Below are 21,180 nucleotides of genomic sequence, written 5' to 3' on the forward strand. Positions count from 1 at the left end.
GTTTTTTTGCCATAATTTAAATCTATAAATATTTATGGACTCTAAAAAATCGTCACATCAAAGGTAGACACTCCACTTGCATTATTATATTTATGGTAATATTAATAAAGAAAAGAGAACTGAACTTAAATACACTATTTTCGCTCAGAACATAAAAGTTCATAGTTCGATTCAGACTTAAGTTCAGTTTTCATCAACAATCTCTAATAGAAATTCGGGATTCAGAGCCCATTATCAAGGAGTTGAGTTATTGATGAAAGCCCCTCTTTCACTAAAAGTAGTACAAAGTTATGAAAAGAATTTATGTTGGAGTTGACATTAGTAAAGCCACTTTGGATTTTTGTGTGATGGAAGCTGAACAAGTGACCCATCATCATATTAAAAACAAAGTTACAGCCATTCGGAAGCTATTGAAAACCATAGCTAAATTAGACCCAGAAGCTTTTATTTGTATGGAAAACACCGGGTACTATAATTTTAAGCTTTATGAGGTTTTAGAAAAGTTTGATTTTAAAACCTATGTAATTGACCCCAAGCACATAAAGAGGAGTATTGGCCTGGTTCGTGGTAAAAACGACAAGGTGGATGCCAAAAGGATCGCAGTGTTCATTGAGAGGAAGCATCAAGACTTTGAAGGCTGGAAGCCGGCCAGTGAAGCCATTAAGTCTATAAAAATTTTATTGAGCCAGCGTCGCCACAAAATCAAGCAAAGAACAGGCTTAAAGCAACAAAATTCTGATTTGAAGTCTGTTGCCTTTAATAAGGCCACTAAAAGACTTGTTAAGATTAATCAAAAAAGCATTAAAGAAATTAACGCTCATGTCAAAGAAATTGAATATTTGATCGGCCAAGAAATCAATACCGATCAAGAATTGAAAAAAGAAATTCAGCGAATTAAAACAATACCGGGAATTGGTAATATTAGCGCGTGGACACTTGCAGTAAAAACAGAAGGTTTTAAAAGGTTGAAAGACCCTAGGAAATTAGCTTGTTTTGCTGGTGTGGTCCCTTTTGAACAACAAAACGGCAGCAGCTTACAAACAAAACCCAGGGTCTCAAAAATGGCAGACATGCAGCTCAAATCTGTTTTGCAGATGGCCGCAATGAGAGCCGTAAGAATGAATAATGATTTACAGAAATACTATCTACGAAAAGTAGAAGAAGGTAAAAATAAAATGAGTGTATTAAATGCCGTGAGAAACAAACTGATTCATATTGCCCTAGCTTTAATTAAAAATCAAAATTATTATGAAAACCGCTTGGGATTGTCATAGAAATCGAACTGACATTCGTGTAATTTTACTGTCGACTTAAATTTAAGATTAAGAACCAAAAAACCGATGCTGTTGTGACATCGGTTTTTCGGGAGTTTATAAAGTCCTTTTCGAAGTAAAGTGAGCGAGTTTCATTAATTTATTCCAAGTCCTGTTTCAAAAGGTCCTGTTTCGAAAAGTCTAAATTCAAAATCTCTTAATTGGGGTTTACTATCGTTTCTTAGACTTTCTTTTCTTCTTTTTAGAAACTTTGTTCTGCTTCGGGTGAACCAATTTCATCTCCTCAATCAAGTGGCTCGCTCCAGCATACTTATCTATAATAAATAAGATGTAACGCGCATCTACCATGATGTTTCTAGAAATAACGGGATCGTAATAAATATCACTCATCGTTCCTTCCCAAACACGGTCAAAGTTAAGACCAATCAAATTTCCGTGAGCGTCAATTACGGGGCTACCCGAGTTTCCTCCTGTCGTGTGATTGGTTCCTATAAAATTCACGGGCATTTTACCGTTTTCGGCATAGGGACCGTAATCTTTCTTTTTATACAAATCGATTAATTTCTGCGGAACATCAAATTCATAATCATCTTCCACATATTTTTCCATCACTCCTTCTAAGTATGTTACCGGCTCATAATTTATGGCGTCTTTAGGACTGTAACCTTTTACTTGTCCGTATGTAACGCGTAAAGTTCCGTTGGCATTCGGGAAAATTCGTGCGTCTTTCGGACTCAATTCTACAATAGCTGTCATGTATTCTTTTTGCAAGGCATCAATTTCCATTCGCTTGCTACGATACATAGGCAATACCTCGTTGTAGAATTTTTGAGCTTGTTCCTTTACAAAAGCATAACCAGGATCTTCGTTTAAACGTTGAATCACTTCTTCGGGATTTCCTTCCATCAGTTTTTCAATAGAAGCATAATTGGTTAAAGCAGATTTTCCATAAATTTCCTCCGTTAACTGCGCTTTATTTCTTTGCTGAAGGCCTTCCGTTAAGAATTGCTCTGGCATATGATCGGCATAAAATTCGATCACTTTTTCAAAAACATTCTCATCTACTTTAGCGCTATAATCCTTATAGGAAGACTTAAAATCTTCCAAGAGATTCGCTTTTCTATCGGTGAAAGATTGCTCTCCACGAGTTTCTAAAGCCTGCTCCAATTGATACAACTGAAATCCATTTCTCAATAATTCTACATTACGTACAAAAGCTTCAGAAAACAGATTATACGCCAAATCATAATCTTTAAATTCGGCGTAAGCCTTATCAAAATCACTTAAGATTGTACCGTATTGCTTCTCTAAACCTTTCGCTTTTACGCGCTGCATAAATTCTTTCTCCTGCGCTTTTTTGATACCTACCGCATCGGTTTTGGTTAAGCCTTGGCTTTCCCCAATCCATTTTTTATAGTAATTAGCGATACGCGAATACTTAGAAGCGTACTGAATTTTAATTTGCTGGTCTTTACGCATAAACACATCCTGCTCTTTTAGCGCCACCTCGCGCAAACCGATTCGCGCAGGGTTAATGGTCTCTACCAATTGCTCTACGGCAACGGCTGGCAAATATTCATCTGTTGTTCCTGGGAAACCAAAAACCAAGGTAAAATCATCTTCTGCAACTCCGTCTAAACTTACCGGTAAATAATGTTTTGGGGTATAAGGAACATTGTCTTTGCTGAATTCTGCCGGACGATTATTTTTATCGGCATAAATTCTAAATAAAGAAAAATCGCCGGTATGTCTTGGCCACATCCAATTATCGCTATCAGATCCATATTTCCCTACAGAAGAAGGCGGAGCGCCAACTAAACGAATGTCCTTAAAGGTCTCTACGCGAAACAACATAAACTGATTCCCGTCAAAAAAAGTGCTCACCCGGTTGGTTTGCCACTTTTCTTTAGAAGAAGTTTCTACGACGTTTTGCTTGTTTTTAGCTATCATTTGCTGACGTTCTTCTTCGGAAGAAGCATTTTTGGTTCCTTGAAGAACCTTTTGGGTTACATCTGTAATTTCAACAATAAAAGTCACCGTCATTCCAGGATTAGCCAATTCATCATTCAGGTTCATGGCCCAAAATCCGTCGGCTAAATAATCGTTTTCTACCGTAGAATGCGACTGAATTTGTCCGTAGCCACAATGGTGATTGGTAAGTAAAAGTCCTTTTGGCGAGATCACTTCAGAAGTACATCCCCCGTTAAAATGGGGCACCGCATCTTTTAAGCTGCTTTCATTGACGCTATAAATGTCTTCAGCGCTCATTTTCATACCCAAATTTTGCATTTCGGTTTCATTCATTCCCTCCAAAAGAGAAGGAATCCACATTCCACCTTGCTGAGCAAACATCGGGAAAGCGAGTAAGAAGATAAATAATCGAATCAGTTTCATCATTACATTAAAATATTAAGTTCAATTGCGGCCAAATGCCTTTACAGGCTGCAAAATACTAAAATTTAGGATAAATTCATTTCGAAAATTGGGTATGTTTCTATTTTAGTCGCTTCCGACGAAGAGTTAAGACCTGCCCGTATCGAAACAATACGTTCGGGCGGGCCGCTTTGCTACAAGACTTAAGATATTAGACTTGTTTCTTAGTAGTTTGATATTGAATTTATGGATTAATTTAAAGAAACTTATCCCTTTAACTTTCTCTATTGTATAGGTTTTGATTGAATTTTTTTTCCACAACTTAAAATGAAAGTTATTCTGAAATGAGTTTTATTAGGAGCACTAGGGCAAAGCCATATTTGGATGGCAGTTTCCCGCTTTTCATTACAATTCCTCATTCCGCTATCGCTCCATTGCGGGATTTTCATTACAATCGGGGCTAGGGAGCTAGGTCGGCCTTTTTTGGTTTTGATTGGAAATGACGTGAAAAAACCTTCCGAAATGACTGCGTAATTCCATACTCCGTCTCCGCTCTGTACAGGCCTTTTTTTATTAAGGGAAGGAGCTTTTATTAGGTTGTTTCTAGCTGTGTACTTAATTAATTATTGGTTAAGCATAGTTTAAATTTGGAAAAGCTTCTAATTTCATGGGAAAACAGACGTAAAATGTTATTTTTGTTAGCAACCAAAATATACATAGACCATTTATGTCAAGTATTGAATTTAAATTGCCCAAAATGGGCGAAAGTATAACAGAAGGAACCATCATCAATTGGTTGGTGAATGAAGGAGATATCATAGAAAAAGACCAAATCATCTTGGAAGTCGCAACCGATAAAGTAGACTCTGAAGTTGCTTCTCCCGTAAACGGAACCTTAGTAAGTATCGAAGCCCAAGCCGATGAGGTCGTGCAAGTAGGAACCGTAATTGCGCATATTGAAGCTTCAGATGATCAATCGGTTAAAGAAAAAAACGCTTCCGGAGAAAAGAAAGAAACGAAAGCGGCTTCAACGGAGCCCAAAGCACCTAAGAAGAAATCAGTTTCAACTTCGAAGTCAGCTTCAGCTTCAACTTCGCAGAGTTATACGCTAAATAAAAATCAGAATACTTACATTTCGCCGCTTATCCAGAATATCGCGATAGATTATCACATCAGTTATGAAGAGTTAGCACGAATTCCCGCAACGGGACACGACGGACGCTTGCGTAAGAGTGATGTGTTTAAGTATGTGGAAGAGGGAAGACCGGCGCAATTTGCACAATCGGTGCCAGAAGCAAGCGGATTTCAGGTACCCGATTTAAAACTGGACAAAGGAAAAGGAGAAATTGTGAAAATGGATCGCATGCGACAAATGATCGCTGATCATATGGTGTATTCCAAACATACCTCACCGCACGTTACTGCTTACGTAGAAGCCGATTTAACCGAAATGGTGAACTGGCGAAATGCCCACAAAAAACCTTTTCAAGATAAATATGGAGAGCGCCTAACCTTTACACCACTTTTTGTAGAAGCGGTAGCCAAGGCGGTGAAAGATTTCCCAATGATTAATGTGAGCGTGGATGGCGAAAATATCATCAAGAAAGAAAATATTAATATAGGAATGGCGACGGCTTTACCTAGCGGAAATTTAATCGTTCCCGTTGTAAAAAATGCCGATACAAAGGATTTAAAAACAATTGCTGCGGAAGTAAATGCTTTAGCAGAGAAAGCAAGAAACAACAAGCTCAAACACGAAGAAACCAGCGGAAGCACCTTTACGATCTCTAATGTGGGAACTTTTGGGAGTTTGATGGGTACCCCGATTATCAATCAGCCAGAAGTGGCTATTTTGGCAACGGGAATCATCAAAAAAGGAGCAGAGGTTATAGAATATGAAGATGGTGATAAGATTGAAATTAGAAGTATGATGTATCTTTCGTTGTCCTTTGATCACCGCGTAGTAGACGGTTTCCTTGGAGGAAGTTTTTTACGCCGTGTAGCCGATTATTTTGAAGATTTTAATGAAGAACGGACGATTTAAGCTGAGACGTTTTGAAGCAAGACGTTTGGATGCACGACTTTTTGAAAGAATTTTCTTTTGCACTTAGAAATATTCTAAGATAGTATCTAGTTACTCCCTTCCCTCGGGGAAGGGTTGGGGATGGGATGAAAGCTTATTGAAGCAGGACTTTTTGAAACAAGACGATTTGAAACAAGACTTTTGGAGACAAGACGTTTGGATGCAGGACTTTTTGAAACAGGACTAAATAGAAATTAATGAGAAGACATAATTTTAAAAAGCTACAAATTTGGAGTGAAGCGATGGATTTGATAGATGAAAATTATCTTTTCACTTCTACATTGCCAGACTATGAAAGATATGGATTAAGAACTCAAATGAATCGCTGTTCTGTATCTATTGCCTCCAATATTTCTGAAGGTTCTAGTAAACGAACCGATAAACATTTTATAAAATATTTAGAAGATAGTTTAGGTTCGTCCTATGAATGGGAAACTCAATTGACAGTTTGTTATCGTCAAAACTTTCTTTCAGAAGAGGTTTATTTGAGTCTAGAAAATAAAGTACAAAAATTACAAAGTAAAATCTCGAACTTTATTGATAGTATTGAACCTGAAAATTGATTTTTTAAATCAATTTTCATAAGTCTTGAGTCAAAAAGTCATGTTTCATGATTCCAAAATAATTAAAAAATTTCATAATTGATTATAATGAAAATAAACAAAGAAATATTAAAAAAAGCCTTCTCAAATCTATGTACGGCGAAAGCCATAACCGATTTGTATGAGGAAAATTTTAAAACCGTATCCAAATATGTGCATGCTACTTCTCGCGGTCATGAAGTGATTCAGATTGCTGTGGGAATGCAGCTTTTACCGCAAGATTACGTGTTTCCGTATTATCGGGATGACTCGATTTTGCTTTCCATTGGGATGGAGCCAAAAGATTTAATGTTGCAGGTGCTGGCTAAGAAAGACGATCCGTTTTCTGGCGGGCGCACCTATTATTCGCACCCCAGTTTAAAAGACGCCGATAAACCCAAGATTCCGCATCAAAGTTCGGCTACGGGAATGCAAACCATTCCGGCTACAGGCGTTGCTTTAGGAATGCATTATCGCGAGGGAGGAGATCTTTTTGACGCAGACGAGCAGTATGCTTTTTATAAGGATATGGGACATGAAGAAGCCTTGGTTAACGGAGAGAAACCCGTGGTGGTTTGTTCTTTGGGCGATGCCAGTGTTACCGAGGGAGAGATTGCCGAAGCTTTTCAAATGGCGGTGCTTAAAAAGCTGCCTATTTTGTATGTGGTGCAAGATAATGGTTGGGATATTTCGGCCAACGAAGCCGAAACGCGCGCTCAAAATGCCGCAGAATATGCCAAAGGATTTAAAGGACTTGAAGCTATTTCTATAGACGGAACCAATTTTGAAGAAAGTTATACCACGGTTCAAAATGCGTTGAAAACCATCCGTAAAGAACGCCGACCTATGCTTATTCACGCAAAAGTACCTTTACTGAATCACCATACCTCTGGGGTGAGAATGGAATTTTATAGAGATGATTTGGAGGAAGCGAGAAGTAGAGATCCGTTTCCTAAAATGAAAGACTATTTAGCTAAAAATAACTTTACGGAAGACGAGTTGGAAGCGATTGAAGCCTTGGCACGTGTAAAAGTAAAAGAACATTACGAGGAAGCTCTAAAAGCAGAAGATCCGAAACCAGAAGATTTATTCACCCATGATTTCGCCCCAACGCCAATAACTGAAGAAAAAGGAGAGCGTTCTCCTGAAGGAGCCGAAAAAGTGGTGATGGTAGATTGCGCACTGTTTGCCATTGAAGAACTGATGAAAAAACACAAAGAATGCTTGTTGTACGGTCAGGATGTTGGCGGTAGGTTAGGCGGTGTTTTTAGAGAAGCAGCTACCTTGGCACAAAAATTTGGCGATAACCGCGTGTTTAACACGCCTATTATGGAAGCCTTTATTGTCGGGTCAACAGTGGGAATGTCAGCATTGGGATTAAAACCCATTGTAGAGGTTCAGTTCGCCGATTATATTTGGCCTGGACTTAATCAGCTGTTTACTGAGGTAAGTAGAAGTTGCTATTTATCGAACGGAAAATGGCCGGTTTCGATGGTGTTGCGTGTACCAATTGGTGCTTACGGTAGCGGCGGACCTTATCATTCCTCATCGGTAGAAAGTGTGGTGACGAATATTCGCGGACTTAAAATTGCGTATCCGAGTAATGGAGCCGATTTAAAAGGTTTGATGAAAGCTGCTTATTACGATCCAAATCCCGTGGTCATTTTTGAACACAAAGGTTTGTATTGGAGTAAAGTGCCGGGAACCAAAGGAGCAACTTCAGTAGAGCCCAGCGAAGATTATGTATTGCCATTTGGAAAAGCTTGGGTGTTGCAAGAAGTTTGGAAGCAAGAAGATAAGGAAACCATAAGTATTATCACCTACGGAATGGGTGTACATTGGGCGATGAATGCCTCAGAAGAATTGGGAATGCAAGACCAAATTGAGGTAGTCGATTTACGAACACTGCATCCGCTGGATGAGGAAACCATTATGAAATCGGTTAAGAAATGCGGAAAATGTTTGGTGGTGACAGAAGAACCTTCCAAAAATACTTTTGCCAGAGCTTTATCTGGACAAATTCAAGAGGAATGTTTTAAATATTTAGACGCTCCAGTGATGACGATTGGTTCAGAAAATATGCCGGCGATTCCGTTAAATTCAACTTTAGAAGAAACGATGATTCCTTCTACAGAAAAAGTGAAAGCAAAAATTGAAGAACTGTTGAAGTATTGATATTAATTTAGAATATTTTATAAAAAAAACCAATCTGTTGTGACAGATTGGTTTTTTGTTTTTAAGCTGATAGGAGCAAGTTGATAACTTGCTAATGCGTTCATCCCACACTTAAAAATTATTTTAAAACTTTTAAACCCGCGTTAGGGATTGCAGCGGTTACCCTGCAGGGAGCGGAGCGAACCGAAGCATATAAGCGGAAAGCCCGGCCGCAGGCAACGCCCAAAACAACTAACCTAATAGTGTTAAAGCTGCGATAAAGGACAATAATAGTTCGGTTTTAGGTTTATTTCGGGTATCTTGAAAAATTCAAGTAAAAAAATAAAAATTTAGGTTATGGACAAGGACTTTTGGGTTCACGTTAAAGATACATTTTTTGAATTTTTGATGCATATTGGGCCGCGTGCTATTTATGCTTTAGTTGCATTAGTTATAGGGATTTTTGGGATTAAGATCATCATGAGAATTCTAAAGCGTGTGTTAAGAAAATCTAAGGTAGAATTATCTTTGCAGAGTTTTGTGGGGAGCCTTTCCATTTTTATTTTGTGGGGATTGTTAATTTTTCTCATAGGCTCTATTTTAGGAATTGAAGCCTCGTCGTTTTTAGCCATTTTTGGTGCTGCAGGGATTGCTATTGGTTTAGCTTTACAGGGGAGTTTGGCTAATTTTGCAGGCGGAGTTTTAATTTTGCTTTTTAAACCTTTTAGGGTGGGGGATCTTATTAAAGTGAATGAGGTGTTGGGTTTTGTAGTGGAAATAGACATTTTGTACACTCGGGTGAAAACCTATGACGGTCTTATCGTTACTATGCCTAACGGAAATGTTTCTAACAGCGATGTAGATAATAGAACGATGGAGCCTTACCGAAGAATTGGCTTAAATTTCAAGTTCAATTATGATGTAGATATAGATTTTGTACTTCAGCTTATCATCAAAACCATGAAGAAGCATCCTAGGATCACTCACGATCCAGAGCCAGATGCTTGGTTAGACAGCATTGGTGAATATGAACTTAAAGTGATTGCACGTTGCTGGGTACCTTCAGAAGAATATTATCCTGCGTATTGGGAACAATTGTTGGCAGTAAAAAAGGCTTTAGATGCGCAAGGGATTGAGATGCCTATTCCTAAAAGAACGATCTATCAGCCAGAAATGAAGGAGGTGATGAAAAACTTTCCACCACAAAAACAGTCTGAAGTAGCCGAAAATGGTACGCATAAGTAAATGGATGGTTCCCAAAGGATATCGAGGGATTACCTTATTTCCTTTTATTTTTTTAGCTAAAGCGGATTTGTCCCATGACGCTACATTGGTTAGGCATGAGAAGATTCACTTGAGGCAGCAAGCAGAGCTTTTGATTATTCTGTTTTATGCATGGTATGGGGTAGAATTCTTAGTGAGATTTCTTCAGTATAAAAACAAGAGTTTAGCGTATAGAAACATTTCTTTTGAGCGGGAAGCTTTTGCGCAAGAGCAGTCTTGTGATTACCTTAAAAACCGAAGCTTCTTTGCCTGGACAAAATACCTGTAAACCTGAATCCGATTTAAGAAAATCGTATCAATGAGTAAAATTATTTATCGAGAACATCTATTTTCGTTCAAAAGCCTATTCTCGATAGAATTTTATAAGGAAAACTTCTCTAATTGACAGTTTTTAAACCTTCTTATGACTATAACCCAATCAGGTTGTAAAGTAGTTTTAATTCTGTCCTCAGCTTATTTCTTAAAAAAACCTACTTGGCAATTTGATACGGGTAAGTTTCGTAAATGGCATTGTCTTCATTAATGGTATTGCCTGCTTCTTTGTTTTCTTTTGCTTTTTCAAAAACAGCAGCTATTTCTTCATCGTTATAGTCTTCTAATTGTACCATGGCTAAAGCTTTATAAAACATAGGTTCGCAAAACTTGGGATATTTTTCTAGAGACTTATCAAATTGAATAAGGGCTTCCTCCCATTTTTGTTGTTCGTACAAAGAGATTCCGTAATAAAATAAGTCGAGGTGATGATAGCCATCTTCTCCCCATTGTTTTACTTGTTCTTCGATGTCTTTTTTAAAGAGATGTTCGGCTTTTTCAAACTGGTTGAGTTGTAAGTAGGAGAGGGCGATATGAAAATTATAGGTATGGTCCATCACAAAAGAATTTCCTTCTAAAGCTTTAATGCGTTCAAAATCTTTAATGGCTTCTTTATAAGTTTTCGCGAAGATGCATTTAATAAATCCGCGGTAAGCGAGATATCCTTTCTCATCATAGTGTACCGCTTTATCCAGAAAAATCATGCCTGCTTCATACTTGCGGGCTTTAAAAAGAGGCATGGCTTTTTGTTGCCATAAATAGGCAATCGTTGAATCTTTTGCTAAGCCTTTGTCCAAACATGCTTGCCATTGATTCATTTCAAACCTATAGTTATGATGTTGTGCACAATCATACACATAATCTTGAATAATTTTCTTTTGACTCTCCTTATCGGATGTATTTTGAGTAGCGATTTTTTCATCACAAGAAGAAAGTAAAAACAGACCAAACAAGAGACCAAGACATTTGATCAATGTCACTTTAGAAGGAAATATCAGAGGATACATAAGCGATTTAATAAAAAAAATATAATTTGAATATGGAATACGTTAATCTACGTTAAGTTGGTAATAAGACTCTGTTAATTGCTGATTTTAAATCACTTATATTGTTTAAATTAGTTTGAAACAAAAATTAACCTAAACCCTAAAACTATGGAATTTAAAAAAGAAGTTGCAGCAAATCTAAACCAATTATTAGAAAAAACTTACGATGCCGAGAAAGGCTATAAAGATGCCGCTACTAATGTGAAAGATACAAAAATGAAATCATTTTTAGAAGAGCAAGCGCAGCAGCGTAATAGTTTTGGACATGAAATTAAGCAAGAGATTAAAGCTTTTAATCAAAAACCAGACAAAGGCGGGAGTATAGCAGGAACTTTACACAGAACTTGGATGGACGTGAAAACAGCATTTTCTGGTAATGAGAATGAAACTGTGATGGAAGAAGTACAACGTGGAGAAAAAGCAGCTATAGAAGATTATGATGAAATTTTAGCTGAAACGAGTCTGCCAGGAAGTACTAAAAGTCTTTTGCAGAATCAACGCCAAAAAATAGAGCAAGCACAACAAAGTGCTCAAAATTGGAAAGTAATTTCCTAAAAGATAATAAGTAAAAATTACATTAAGGTCGGGTGCAAACTCGGCCTTTTTTTATGACTCTATTTAGTCCTAAAGAAAGCTACAGATAATTTTTTTAAATTTCACTGTGGTTTTTATTCTTTTAAAAAGGCGAGTTCATCTTCTACGTCGTTAGCCAAATCTTCTAGGGTAGTGGTAGTCAAGACTTTTTTGATGTCTTTACGTGCAGCCTTGATGTGGTGATGTATGGCACATGGTTTTGCATCGCTACAAGTTTCAAAGCCCAAAACACAGCCATTATATATTTTATCGCCATCTATAGCAATCACAATATCTTTTAGGAGAATACGAGGTAAACGCTTATTAGGAATGGTAAAACCACCTTTGGCTCCGCGATGACTAATAATAATGTCATGCTTTACTAATTTCTGTAAAATTTTAGCCATAAAAGCTTCAGGGCTATTCGTAGCCTCAGCAATTTCTTTTAATTGCGTCTGTTTGTTTTGTAATGCAGCCTGCGCAATGAATACGCTTGCTTTAATGGCGTAGGAACAAGCTTTTGAGAACATAATAGTTGTTTTTATTTAGACTAAAATAAGACTAACATTTTTAATTCAGACAAAAATATCCGAATTAATGACTTTAATCATATTTTATGTACCTTTAAATAAATATCTTCGTCATGTTTTATAAACCAAAAATCAAAGATTATGAAAAACTATTTAAAAATGAGTGTTTTGCTCCTTTCCTTTTCAGGAATCCTTATCAGTTGTGGGGGTGAAAAAAAGGAGGACAAGAAAAAAGAAAAAATAACCTTAAACCAAAATAAGTCCGACAAGAAAGCGGATAAAAAGAAAGATAAAACTCCTGCTTCAGAGCGAGTTGAACTAGACAATAAAGGAGTGGGGCCAATTTCGAATGTAGACTTAGCAGAAACCATCGATAAAGACATGGCCAACAAAGGAAAAGGAGTGTACGATAAAATGTGTACTGCTTGCCACAAACCAACTAAACGTTTTATTGGTCCAGCACCAAGCGGAATTTTAGAGCGTAGAAGTCCGGAGTGGGTGATGAATATGATCTTAGCGCCAGAAAAAATGGTACGCGAAGATGCTTTAGCTAAAGACTTATTGATTGAGTTTAACGGTTCTCCAATGGCTAACCAAGGACTTACAGAAGAAGAAGCTAGGCAGGTCTTAGAATACTTTAGAACATTATAATAGAAACCTATTAATTTTAACATGATGAAGATATTAAATTTAGGGGTTGGGTTATTGATTGCAGCTTCACTTTTTAGCTGTAATAATGGATCTGACAAAAAGAAGAATGGTAAAGGTGGAGCTTTGGCTAGTAATGCTGCAGAAAAAGTTTATGTAGCTCCTGGAGATCATGATGAATATTATGCATTTATCTCTGGTGGTTATAGTGGTAACCTATTGGTTTACGGACTTCCATCAGGTAGAATGTTTAAGGAAATCCCGGTTTTTAGTCAGTTTCCTACTTCAGGTTATGGGTATTCAGAAGAAACTCAGCCTATGTTAAATACTTCTCACGGATTTATTCCTTGGGGAGATGCACACCACCCTGATATTTCTCAAACAGAGGGAGTAACAGATGGTCGTTGGGTATTCATTAATGAAAATAATACTCCGCGTATTGCTCGTGTAGATTTAGAAACTTTTGAAACTGTTGAGATTATTGAAGTGCCTAATAGTGCAGGTAACCATAGTTCTTCTTTTGTAACAGAAAATACAGAATATGTAGTGGCAGGAACTCGTTTTTCGGTTCCCATACCACAACAAGATATAAGTATTAAAGAGTACAAAGGAAAGTTTAAGGGGACTTTATCTTTTATAAAAGTAGATGAAGATTCTGGAAATATGGACATCAAGTTTCAATTGATGATGCCAGGATTTAACTATGATTTATCACACCCAGGAAGAGGACAATCTCATGGTTGGTTCTTCTTTACCACTTATAATACGGAAGAAGCGAACTCCTTATTGGAAGTAAATGCTTCTCAAAACGATAAAGATTTTATCGCAGCGGTAAACTGGAAGAAAATTGAAGAATATGTGAATAATGGTGGAGGTGAAATGATGCCAGCAGAATATGCGCACAACCTGTATGACCATAACACGCACGCGGCAACTTCTACAATGAAGAAAGAAGTGCTTATGGTAAACCCTACAGATGTTCCTGGAGCTGTATACTTTATGCCAACTCCAAAATCACCTCACGGGGTTGATGTTTCTCCAGATGGACAATACATTATTGGTAATGGTAAATTATCTGCTAACCTTACCGTTCACTCGTTTCCAAAAATGCTAGAAGCAATTAAGAATGAGAAATTTGACGGCGAAGCTTATGGGATTCCAATTTTAGATTTTGAAGAAATCTTAGCAGGCGTTGTAGAGCAGGCAGGTTTAGGACCATTGCATAGTGAGTTTGATGATAAAGGAAATGCGTATACGACCTTCTTTATTTCTTCTGAAGTAGTAAAATGGAAATTAGATACTTGGGAAGTAGTAGATAGAAAACCAACTTATTACTCGCCTGGTCACTTAACGATTCCTGGAGGAAACTCACGTGATCCAGATGGTAAATACATGTTTGTGATGAACAAGATTACCAAAGATCGTTATTTGCCCGTAGGTCCAGAGCTGGAGCATTCAGCACAATTGTATGATATTTCTGGTGATAAAATGGAGTTGATTTCAGACTTTCCAACCCATGGGGAGCCTCACTACGCTGCTGCAATTAAGGCAGATAAAGTGGCACCAAAGTCTAAAAAATTCTATAAACTAGCAGAAAACACGCATCCTTATGCTGCAAAAAATGAAGGTGAAACTAAGGTAGTTCGCGATGGTAATATAGTTCACGTGTATATGACGACTATTCGTAGCCACTTCTCACCAGATAATATAGAAGGAATCAAAGTGGGAGATAAAGTATATTTCCACATTACTAACTTAGAGCAAGATTTTGATGTACCTCACGGGTTCGCAATGATAGGACAGAATAACTCTGAATTGCTAATTATGCCAGGACAAACAAAAACTTCTTTATGGGAACCAGACAGAATTGGGGTTTGGCCATTCTATTGTACAGATTTCTGTTCTGCGCTACACCAAGAGATGCAAGGGTACATTCGAGTGTCACCTCAAGATTCTGATATAGAATTAGAGTGGTCTCTAGGAGACGATGATGAAGAATAAGAATTGTTGATGAATTGATTTTTTTAAATGGCGGGGATGGTCTAATCTCGACAGTCCCCGCTTTTTTATTAAGAATACCATTTTGACTATCTAATTTCGCATATAATTTGTTTCTTTTCTGCCCATATTTCAATATAAAATGAAAGCGTAACTACGGCTATGCTTTAATTTACTATTTCACCTGAGCTCAAAATAATTCAAATTAGGACTACGACATTAAATAATTAAACGGGTATAATTTACAGCTCTTACGTTAAGAGCTAATTGAAATAATTTCCAAAAATATTTTATTATGAAAGCAGCTAGCGCTATTATGATTATCGGTTCTGCCCTATTGTTAAGCTTGTTTATTTATCCGCTTTGGACGGTAGAATTAGAAGCTCCGCAATATCCAGCAGGGTTAGGAATGTATATTCATCTTGACGGACTTGAAGGCTTTACAGAATATGATTTGCAAAATATAGATGGGTTAAACCACTATATTGGAATGCAAAAATTACCCAAACCAGTAGATATGTGGGAATTTAGAACATTTCCTTTGGTGGTGGGGATTATGGCAGGTTTAGGAATACTAATTGGATTCTTAGGTTTGTTTAAGGTAGTTTCCTACAAATGGTTTTTAGGCTGGTTAATTCTAATGTCTGTTTTGGGGATTTTAGGAATGTATGATTTTAATGCCTGGTTAGTAGATTACGGAACCAATCTAGATCCTAAAGCAATTATTAAAGTAACCGATAAAGCAGGTAATCCTTTTAGTTATAAACCGCCTTTATTGGGCTCGCGAGACATCCTTAACTTTACAGCCATATCTTACCCTGCATTGGGAGGTATTTTATTAACGGTAGGAATGTTCCTAACTTTTATAGCTTATTTAGTAGGATTAAAAACCTCAAAAAAATGAAAAAATTAAGTTTTTTGTTTCTCTTTGTACTCACTTTAGTAAGCTGTAGTATGGAAAAGCAACCTATTGCTTACGGAGAAGATAGTTGTGATTTTTGTAAGATGACCATCGTAGATCAAATTCACGGGGCCGAACTTCTCACAGATAAAGGCAAAGTATATAAGTTTGATGCCTTAGAATGTATGCTCAATTTTGAAGCCGAAATGGGGAAAGAAAAAGCAGGACAATTTTATACGAATCACTTTTTAAGTCCTGGAGAACTTATTAGGGCAGAAGAAGCAAGTTTTTTGATTACAGAAAATATTCCTAGTCCAATGGGAGAGTTTATTACCGCTTTTCCTTCACAAAAAGAGGCAGAAAAAGTACAAGCCGAAAAAGACGGTGAGGTATACACTTGGGGAGCACTCAAGAAACAGCAAAATCAATAAGAATTTAAGCGCTTTAACGCATTTTAAATATGATCTTCCGGCTACCTACTTTATTTTTCCTAATCTCTTTTTTCTACTACGGATTTAATTCCGCGAATGCGCAAATTACGGTTTGTGATTCTTGTGAATTTACTAGTGTGAAAGCAGGAATAAAAGCTGCCAAACCCGGAGATACAGTTTTGATAAAAGCAGGACTCTATAAAGAAAACTCTATTATTATAGATAAGCCCATCACATTATTAGGTGAAAATTTACCTACTATTGATGGCGAAGATAAAGGAGATATTATTCAGGTTTTTGCAGATGATGTGACTATAGATGGCCTTAAATTAATCAATGTAGGTTCTAGTTATACAGAGGATTATGCTGCAATCAGAGTGAGTAGGGCTAAAAATTTTGTGATTCAGAATTTAGAACTGCGTAAAATTTTCTTCGGAATTTATTTAGAGAAAGCTAGAGAAGGTATCGTACGAAACAATAATATATTGGGCGATGCGGTTTCTGAACATAATTCTGGAAACGGAATACAATTGTGGTATTCTAAAAAAATAGAGATTACCAATAATTCCATTCAAAAAGTACGCGATGGTATCTATTTAGAATTTGCAGATGATTGTAGGATTACAAAAAACTTAAGTAAGGATAATTTACGCTACGGATTGCATTTTATGTTCTCTAATGATGATGTCTATAACGATAATGTTTTTGAAAATAATGGTGCTGGAGTTGCGGTGATGTTTTCAAAACGGATTCATATGAAACGGAATAAATTTCAATACAATTGGGGAACAGCAGCTTACGGTTTATTGTTAAAGGAAATAAACGATGCTGAGATTGCGAATAATATTTTTGAAGAAAATACCACAGGAATTAACGTAGAAGGTTCTAACCGCGTCAATTATACAGGAAACACCTTTAAAAATAATGGTTGGGCGATAAAGGTGAAAGGAGCTTGTTATAACAATGAGTTTATCAATAATAATTTCCTTTACAATTCATTCGATGTAAGTTACAATGCTCGTTTGAATGATAATAAATTTCATCAAAATTTTTGGAGTGAGTATACAGGCTACGATTTAGATGAAGATGGCTTTGGTGACGTGCCTTATAGACCTGTGAAACTCTTTAGTTATATCGTAAATAGAACGCCAGAAACCATTATTTTAATGCGAAGTCTTTTTGTAGATATTATCGATTTTTCTGAAAAAGTTTCTCCGGTTTTCACACCAGATAATTTGTTAGATGAAGCCCCTTTAATGAAAAAGTACTCATGGTAAAGATAGAGAACATACATAAAAAATTTGGCAAGAATGAAGTCCTCAAAGGAGTGGATTTAGAAATTCCTAAGAATGGAATCTTCGCTATTCTTGGTCCAAATGGTTCAGGTAAAACCACCTTAATCAAATCTATATTGGGAATGGTGGTTCCAGATAAAGGAAAGATTTTTATTGATGGGAAGCAAACCCACGCCAACGGTCTTTATCGAAAAAACATCGACTATTTGCCTCAAATAGCCAATTTCCCCAGTAATCTTGGGGTTAAGGAGCTTATTAAAATGATTCAAGATTTAAGAGGAGGCAGCGCCAATTCTGATCATTTAATTGAATTATTTCAATTAGAACCTTTTTTAGATAAAAAGTTAAGCAACCTTTCTGGAGGGACTAAGCAGAAAGTAAATTTGGTGCTTACTTTTATGTTTGATAGTCAATTGGTGATTTTAGATGAGCCTACTACTGGTTTAGATCCTATCGCTTTATTGCATTTAAAAGAACTGCTTCGGAAAGAAAAGGAAAAAGGAAAAACCGTTTTAGTCACCTCTCACATCATGAGTTTTGTTGAAGAAGTTTCAGATGAGATTGTTTTTATTTTAGAAGGAAAAATTTACTTTAAAGGCAATTTGAGTCAGTTGAGAGAAAAAACAGGAGAACAAGATTTTGAACGTGCTATTGCTCACCTTTTAAAGAAAAATCATGCTTAAAATATTAAAATATAGTTTTTTCGATTTGATAAGAAGTAGATGGAGTTACGTTTACCTCTTGTTTTACTTGCTTTTGGGTTTTGTCTTGTTGTTTTTAAACGAAGATTTATCCAAAGCAGTGATTACCTTAATGAATGTGATTATCATTTTAGTGCCACTTATCGGAACTATTTTTGGAGTCATGTATTATTACGACTCCAAAGAATTTACAGAGTTATTACTGGCGCAACCAGTAAAACGATCATCCATATTTATAGGGCAATACCTAGGCGTTTCTTTATCATTAGTAATGAGTTTGGTTTTAGGTCTAGGTTTGCCTTTTGTTTTTTATGGCTTGTTTGAGTCTGCTGCCATTTGGGATTTTAGTTTGTTGCTGGTTACGGGCTCTATGCTTACCTTTATTTTTACAGCCTTGGCATTTAATATCGCTTTGTACAATGAGAATAAGATTAAAGGCTTTAGTTACGCCATTCTCATGTGGTTGTTTCTAGCGGTGATCTATGACGGCTTATTCTTGATGTCACTAATTGTGTTTGAAACCTATCCTTTAGATAAATTCACCTTGATAGCTACTGTCTTTAATCCGATAGATTTATCGAGAATTCTTATTCTACTTAAACTAGATATTGCGGCTTTATTAGGATATACCGGAGCTATTTTTCAAAAGTTTTTTGGTACCAATGTGGGCTTATTCTTGGCTTTAGGGTCTTTAATGATTTGGATACTGCTTCCAGTATTAAATATTTATAGAAAAGCAAAAAAGAAAGATTTCTAAACGATGTGATGAGTTGCTAGGTGTAACAGTAAAAAATTCAATCAGTAACAAAACCACTTTATAAAGATTAAGCCCGATTTGTTTTTAGAATTCTTGTAGCTATTTATTTATAACGCATTTATTTGAATCAGGTTATACTACTTGCTTTTGGCCCAAAATGTTCCTGCATAGTAATTTGACCTTATGTTTAGTTTTGGTACCTTAGTCTTGTAGATTATATACTAGTTGATATAATTGCCTGTTCATTTTTATTCATAAAAAGAGCAGGTATGAATAATCACCAGACCTCACAGGTTTTGAAAACCTGTAAGGTCTATCGTAGTAGGAGGTATTTACTGATAGCTAGGAATAGAATACGGTTTTAGCTCTCCTATCACTGTTTATGGATATTTATAGTAAATAATCTAAAGAAGTAACAAACAAAGATTTTTAAGCTGAAGAATGCCATGTTAAGTACCAAAAAACAAACTCTAATTGCCCTAAGTCTATTTTTTTTAGCGGCATTGGCTGGACTATTTTTAAGGTTTTTGAATGTTAACCCGCTAGATGAGGTGAATTTCAGGTATTTTGTACATGCGCATTCGCATGTTGCTTTGTTAGGGTGGATTCATTTAGCTTTAATGCTACTTATTAATAAGCTAGTCCTAAAGAATTATGTTCCGCTTAAAGTGTATTCACGTATTTTTTATGCCACTTTATTCGCAGTAGTAGGAATGCTGCTAAGTTTCCCTTTTCAGGGATATGCAGCCATATCTATAGGTTTTTCGACCTTGTTTATCTTGGTGAGTTATGTGTTTTATTGGGCGTTTATCCACTATATTCCTAAAGAGGACCGACAAACTTCGGGTTTAAAATGTATCCGTTTTGCCTTGGTGTATATGGTACTTTCAAGTTTAGGAACTTGGGCTATTGGCGCCGTGATGACTACTTTAGGGCCAGTTTCAGATTGGTATAGAATTGCCATTTATTTTTACTTGCATTTTCAGTATAATGGCTGGATGATTTTAGCATTGGTTGGCTTAATATTATTGGTTTTTGAAAACCACGATATCTATTTCGGAAAAAGAAATTTTAGTCGGTTTCTACTGACTTTTCACGTAGGAATATTACTTAGCTTTTTTATCTCTGTATTGTTTACCAGTCCGCCAGATATATTTTATTTATTGGCTGTCATTGGAGCTGCATTGCAATTGATGTCTTTTAATTTTCTGTTCTCTTTCTTTCGGAAAATCAAATGGTTTCTTCTACAAAAATTCACCCGATTGCAGCGCAACCTCTTCCGCTGGTTTGTGGTGTTGTTGGCGAGTAAATTAGTCATGCAACTGCTGGCAGGATTTCCACAAATCGCACCTTGGATAACTCAGTACAAAAATTTAAGCATCGGATTTTTACATTGGGTATTTTTGGGAGTCACCTGTATAGGTTTATTTTTATTGCTAGACTTTATAGGAATGTTTAAAATCAATCTCCTACAATTTAGCTTATACGTCGTGGCTTTTTTAGGAACAGAAGCATTGATTTTCTTAAAGCCATTATCTAATATATTTGACTTCCCTCTTCCTAATAATTACAACTGGTGGCTATTTTACACGAGCTTGCTCTTGGTCTTAGTGATAGGAAGTATGTGGATGAGGCAGATTCAGCTAAGCATAAAAAAGACCACCCGAAGGCAGTCTTTATAAATTTATTTCTTGTCTGTTCCCGGGGGGTATTTCTTCATAACCTCTAAAACGATTTCCTTTATACGTTCAATCTTAGCTTCTCGATCTTGAGAGAGGACTCCAGTTCCCATTCCCTGCCAAACCAGTTCTTTTTTCGCGGCATCAATAAAGTCTATGTATAAAGTTCCCTCAGTAGAAGTGCTTACGGTTTCTCTTCCCATTCCTCCATAATAATAAGGCCTCCATCCATAGCCATAACCATATCCGTAGTTGTTTCTATAAATATCTACGTTGGTATTAGATTTAGTAAAAATGCTCACCAATAAGCTAGGATTGGTAGATTTTACAAGCCCTTTTTGAGTCAGTTCAACTTCAATAGCTCTTAAGATTCTCTTTTTGTCTAAATCAGATATTTCTGCTTTATCAATCCCCGGTTTATAAAATGCAAAAGATTGATATTGATCAAAATCTACCGCCTCGTCATAATCTGTCGCCACTTTTACACTGCTGCATGAAGTAACGAGTAAGGTCACCAAGGTTAACACCGGAATTAAAAGTTGAACTCTTTTCATAGCAAT

Annotated in this window: 19 protein-coding genes; 15 read left to right on the top strand and 4 right to left on the bottom strand. The window is 36.5% G+C overall.

Features of this window, described 5'->3' with window-relative positions; translation table 11 throughout:
* Positions 1-290: 290 nt before the first annotated feature.
* The gene (locus RBU60_RS12190; protein ID WP_308865330.1) at positions 291-1,274 is read left to right on the top strand and encodes an IS110 family RNA-guided transposase; all 984 of its coding nucleotides are present in this window, start codon (positions 291-293) and stop codon (positions 1,272-1,274) included.
* A 210-nt stretch (positions 1,275-1,484) separates the two neighbouring features.
* Here the strand turns inward: RBU60_RS12190 and RBU60_RS12195 are convergent, their stop codons facing one another.
* The gene (locus tag RBU60_RS12195) at positions 1,485-3,668 is read right to left on the bottom strand and encodes a S46 family peptidase (protein ID WP_407660208.1); all 2,184 of its coding nucleotides are present in this window, start codon (positions 3,666-3,668) and stop codon (positions 1,485-1,487) included.
* 706 nt (positions 3,669-4,374) lie between these two features.
* Here RBU60_RS12195 and RBU60_RS12200 point away from each other — a divergent pair.
* From RBU60_RS12200 to RBU60_RS12220, 5 genes are all read left to right on the top strand, one after another.
* Complete coding sequence (locus RBU60_RS12200; RefSeq protein ID WP_308865332.1) at positions 4,375-5,691, top strand: dihydrolipoamide acetyltransferase family protein; 1,317 nt, start codon at positions 4,375-4,377, stop codon at positions 5,689-5,691.
* A 236-nt stretch (positions 5,692-5,927) separates the two neighbouring features.
* Positions 5,928-6,293, top strand: a complete 366-nt coding sequence (locus RBU60_RS12205) for a four helix bundle protein (RefSeq protein ID WP_308865333.1) — start codon at positions 5,928-5,930, stop codon at positions 6,291-6,293.
* 87 nt (positions 6,294-6,380) lie between these two features.
* Positions 6,381-8,486, top strand: coding sequence for an alpha-ketoacid dehydrogenase subunit alpha/beta (locus RBU60_RS12210; RefSeq protein ID WP_308865334.1), 2,106 nt, complete (start codon positions 6,381-6,383; stop codon positions 8,484-8,486).
* A gap of 336 nt (positions 8,487-8,822) precedes the next feature.
* A complete protein-coding gene (locus tag RBU60_RS12215) occupies positions 8,823-9,710 on the top strand; it encodes a mechanosensitive ion channel family protein (RefSeq protein WP_308865335.1) in 888 nt (295 codons plus the stop codon).
* The gene (locus RBU60_RS12220) at positions 9,694-10,017 is read left to right on the top strand and encodes a hypothetical protein (RefSeq protein WP_308865336.1); all 324 of its coding nucleotides are present in this window, start codon (positions 9,694-9,696) and stop codon (positions 10,015-10,017) included. The genes RBU60_RS12215 and RBU60_RS12220 overlap by 17 nt, the downstream gene beginning before the upstream one ends.
* A gap of 202 nt (positions 10,018-10,219) precedes the next feature.
* On the opposite strand, the gene RBU60_RS12225 is transcribed toward RBU60_RS12220, so the two are convergent.
* Positions 10,220-11,068, bottom strand: coding sequence for a tetratricopeptide repeat protein (locus RBU60_RS12225; protein ID WP_308865337.1), 849 nt, complete (start codon positions 11,066-11,068; stop codon positions 10,220-10,222).
* A gap of 147 nt (positions 11,069-11,215) precedes the next feature.
* Here RBU60_RS12225 and RBU60_RS12230 point away from each other — a divergent pair, with 147 nt between their 5' ends.
* Positions 11,216-11,662, top strand: a complete 447-nt coding sequence (locus RBU60_RS12230; RefSeq protein WP_308865338.1) for a ferritin-like domain-containing protein — start codon at positions 11,216-11,218, stop codon at positions 11,660-11,662.
* A gap of 113 nt (positions 11,663-11,775) precedes the next feature.
* On the opposite strand, the gene RBU60_RS12235 is transcribed toward RBU60_RS12230, so the two are convergent.
* Complete coding sequence (locus RBU60_RS12235) at positions 11,776-12,210, bottom strand: RrF2 family transcriptional regulator (protein ID WP_308865339.1); 435 nt, start codon at positions 12,208-12,210, stop codon at positions 11,776-11,778.
* A gap of 141 nt (positions 12,211-12,351) precedes the next feature.
* Between RBU60_RS12235 and RBU60_RS12240 the strand changes: the two genes are divergently transcribed.
* The 8 genes from RBU60_RS12240 to RBU60_RS12275 all read left to right on the top strand — a co-directional run bounded on the left by RBU60_RS12240 (position 12,352) and on the right by RBU60_RS12275 (position 20,623).
* Positions 12,352-12,861 (top strand): c-type cytochrome, encoded by a 510-nt coding sequence (locus tag RBU60_RS12240; RefSeq protein WP_308865340.1) that lies wholly within the window; start codon positions 12,352-12,354, stop codon positions 12,859-12,861.
* Positions 12,862-12,882: 21 nt separating this feature from the next.
* Complete coding sequence (gene nosZ / locus RBU60_RS12245; RefSeq protein WP_407660207.1) at positions 12,883-14,859, top strand: Sec-dependent nitrous-oxide reductase; 1,977 nt, start codon at positions 12,883-12,885, stop codon at positions 14,857-14,859.
* 292 nt (positions 14,860-15,151) lie between these two features.
* Positions 15,152-15,760, top strand: coding sequence for a hypothetical protein (locus RBU60_RS12250; protein WP_308865341.1), 609 nt, complete (start codon positions 15,152-15,154; stop codon positions 15,758-15,760).
* Positions 15,757-16,188 (top strand): nitrous oxide reductase accessory protein NosL, encoded by a 432-nt coding sequence (locus RBU60_RS12255; protein WP_308865342.1) that lies wholly within the window; start codon positions 15,757-15,759, stop codon positions 16,186-16,188. Before RBU60_RS12250 ends, RBU60_RS12255 begins: the two co-directional genes overlap by 4 nt.
* A 29-nt stretch (positions 16,189-16,217) precedes the next feature.
* Positions 16,218-17,465: a nitrous oxide reductase family maturation protein NosD gene (locus tag RBU60_RS12260; protein ID WP_308865343.1), complete on the top strand. Its 1,248-nt coding sequence runs from the start codon at positions 16,218-16,220 to the stop codon at positions 17,463-17,465.
* Positions 17,459-18,166, top strand: coding sequence for an ABC transporter ATP-binding protein (locus RBU60_RS12265; protein ID WP_308865344.1), 708 nt, complete (start codon positions 17,459-17,461; stop codon positions 18,164-18,166). The genes RBU60_RS12260 and RBU60_RS12265 overlap by 7 nt, the downstream gene beginning before the upstream one ends.
* Positions 18,159-18,941 carry an ABC transporter permease gene (locus RBU60_RS12270; RefSeq protein WP_308865345.1) on the top strand — a complete coding sequence of 261 codons (783 nt, stop codon included), beginning with the start codon at positions 18,159-18,161 and terminating at the stop codon, positions 18,939-18,941. Before RBU60_RS12265 ends, RBU60_RS12270 begins: the two co-directional genes overlap by 8 nt.
* A gap of 446 nt (positions 18,942-19,387) precedes the next feature.
* Entirely contained in the window at positions 19,388-20,623 is a 1,236-nt protein-coding gene (locus RBU60_RS12275; RefSeq protein WP_308865346.1) for a hypothetical protein, read from the top strand.
* Positions 20,624-20,625: 2 nt separating this feature from the next.
* Here the strand turns inward: RBU60_RS12275 and RBU60_RS12280 are convergent, their stop codons facing one another.
* Positions 20,626-21,174, bottom strand: a complete 549-nt coding sequence (locus RBU60_RS12280; RefSeq protein WP_308865347.1) for a DUF4136 domain-containing protein — start codon at positions 21,172-21,174, stop codon at positions 20,626-20,628.
* Positions 21,175-21,180: the final 6 nt, after the last annotated feature.

This window comes from Mesonia profundi (genome assembly GCF_031085155.1).
Classification (GTDB): Bacteria; Bacteroidota; Bacteroidia; order Flavobacteriales; family Flavobacteriaceae; genus Mesonia; species Mesonia profundi.

Bases quoted from the DNA above. Each gene is read 5' to 3' on its own strand.
- RBU60_RS12240 (WP_308865340.1), top strand. From the start codon at position 12,352: ATGAAAAACTATTTAAAAATGAGTGTTTTGCTCCTTTCCTTTTCAGGA.
- RBU60_RS12255 (WP_308865342.1), top strand. From the start codon at position 15,757: ATGAAAAAATTAAGTTTTTTGTTTCTCTTTGTACTCACTTTAGTAAGC.
- RBU60_RS12200 (WP_308865332.1), top strand. From the start codon at position 4,375: ATGTCAAGTATTGAATTTAAATTGCCCAAAATGGGCGAAAGTATAACA.
- RBU60_RS12225 (WP_308865337.1), bottom strand. From the start codon at position 11,068: ATGTATCCTCTGATATTTCCTTCTAAAGTGACATTGATCAAATGTCTT.
- RBU60_RS12210 (WP_308865334.1), top strand. From the start codon at position 6,381: ATGAAAATAAACAAAGAAATATTAAAAAAAGCCTTCTCAAATCTATGT.
- RBU60_RS12230 (WP_308865338.1), top strand. From the start codon at position 11,216: ATGGAATTTAAAAAAGAAGTTGCAGCAAATCTAAACCAATTATTAGAA.
- RBU60_RS12280 (WP_308865347.1), bottom strand. From the start codon at position 21,174: ATGAAAAGAGTTCAACTTTTAATTCCGGTGTTAACCTTGGTGACCTTA.
- RBU60_RS12190 (WP_308865330.1), top strand. From the start codon at position 291: ATGAAAAGAATTTATGTTGGAGTTGACATTAGTAAAGCCACTTTGGAT.
- RBU60_RS12250 (WP_308865341.1), top strand. From the start codon at position 15,152: ATGAAAGCAGCTAGCGCTATTATGATTATCGGTTCTGCCCTATTGTTA.
- RBU60_RS12270 (WP_308865345.1), top strand. From the start codon at position 18,159: ATGCTTAAAATATTAAAATATAGTTTTTTCGATTTGATAAGAAGTAGA.
- RBU60_RS12205 (WP_308865333.1), top strand. From the start codon at position 5,928: ATGAGAAGACATAATTTTAAAAAGCTACAAATTTGGAGTGAAGCGATG.
- nosZ (WP_407660207.1), top strand. From the start codon at position 12,883: ATGATGAAGATATTAAATTTAGGGGTTGGGTTATTGATTGCAGCTTCA.
- RBU60_RS12220 (WP_308865336.1), top strand. From the start codon at position 9,694: ATGGTACGCATAAGTAAATGGATGGTTCCCAAAGGATATCGAGGGATT.
- RBU60_RS12215 (WP_308865335.1), top strand. From the start codon at position 8,823: ATGGACAAGGACTTTTGGGTTCACGTTAAAGATACATTTTTTGAATTT.
- RBU60_RS12265 (WP_308865344.1), top strand. From the start codon at position 17,459: ATGGTAAAGATAGAGAACATACATAAAAAATTTGGCAAGAATGAAGTC.
- RBU60_RS12275 (WP_308865346.1), top strand. From the start codon at position 19,388: ATGTTAAGTACCAAAAAACAAACTCTAATTGCCCTAAGTCTATTTTTT.
- RBU60_RS12195 (WP_407660208.1), bottom strand. From the start codon at position 3,668: ATGAAACTGATTCGATTATTTATCTTCTTACTCGCTTTCCCGATGTTT.
- RBU60_RS12235 (WP_308865339.1), bottom strand. From the start codon at position 12,210: ATGTTCTCAAAAGCTTGTTCCTACGCCATTAAAGCAAGCGTATTCATT.
- RBU60_RS12260 (WP_308865343.1), top strand. From the start codon at position 16,218: ATGATCTTCCGGCTACCTACTTTATTTTTCCTAATCTCTTTTTTCTAC.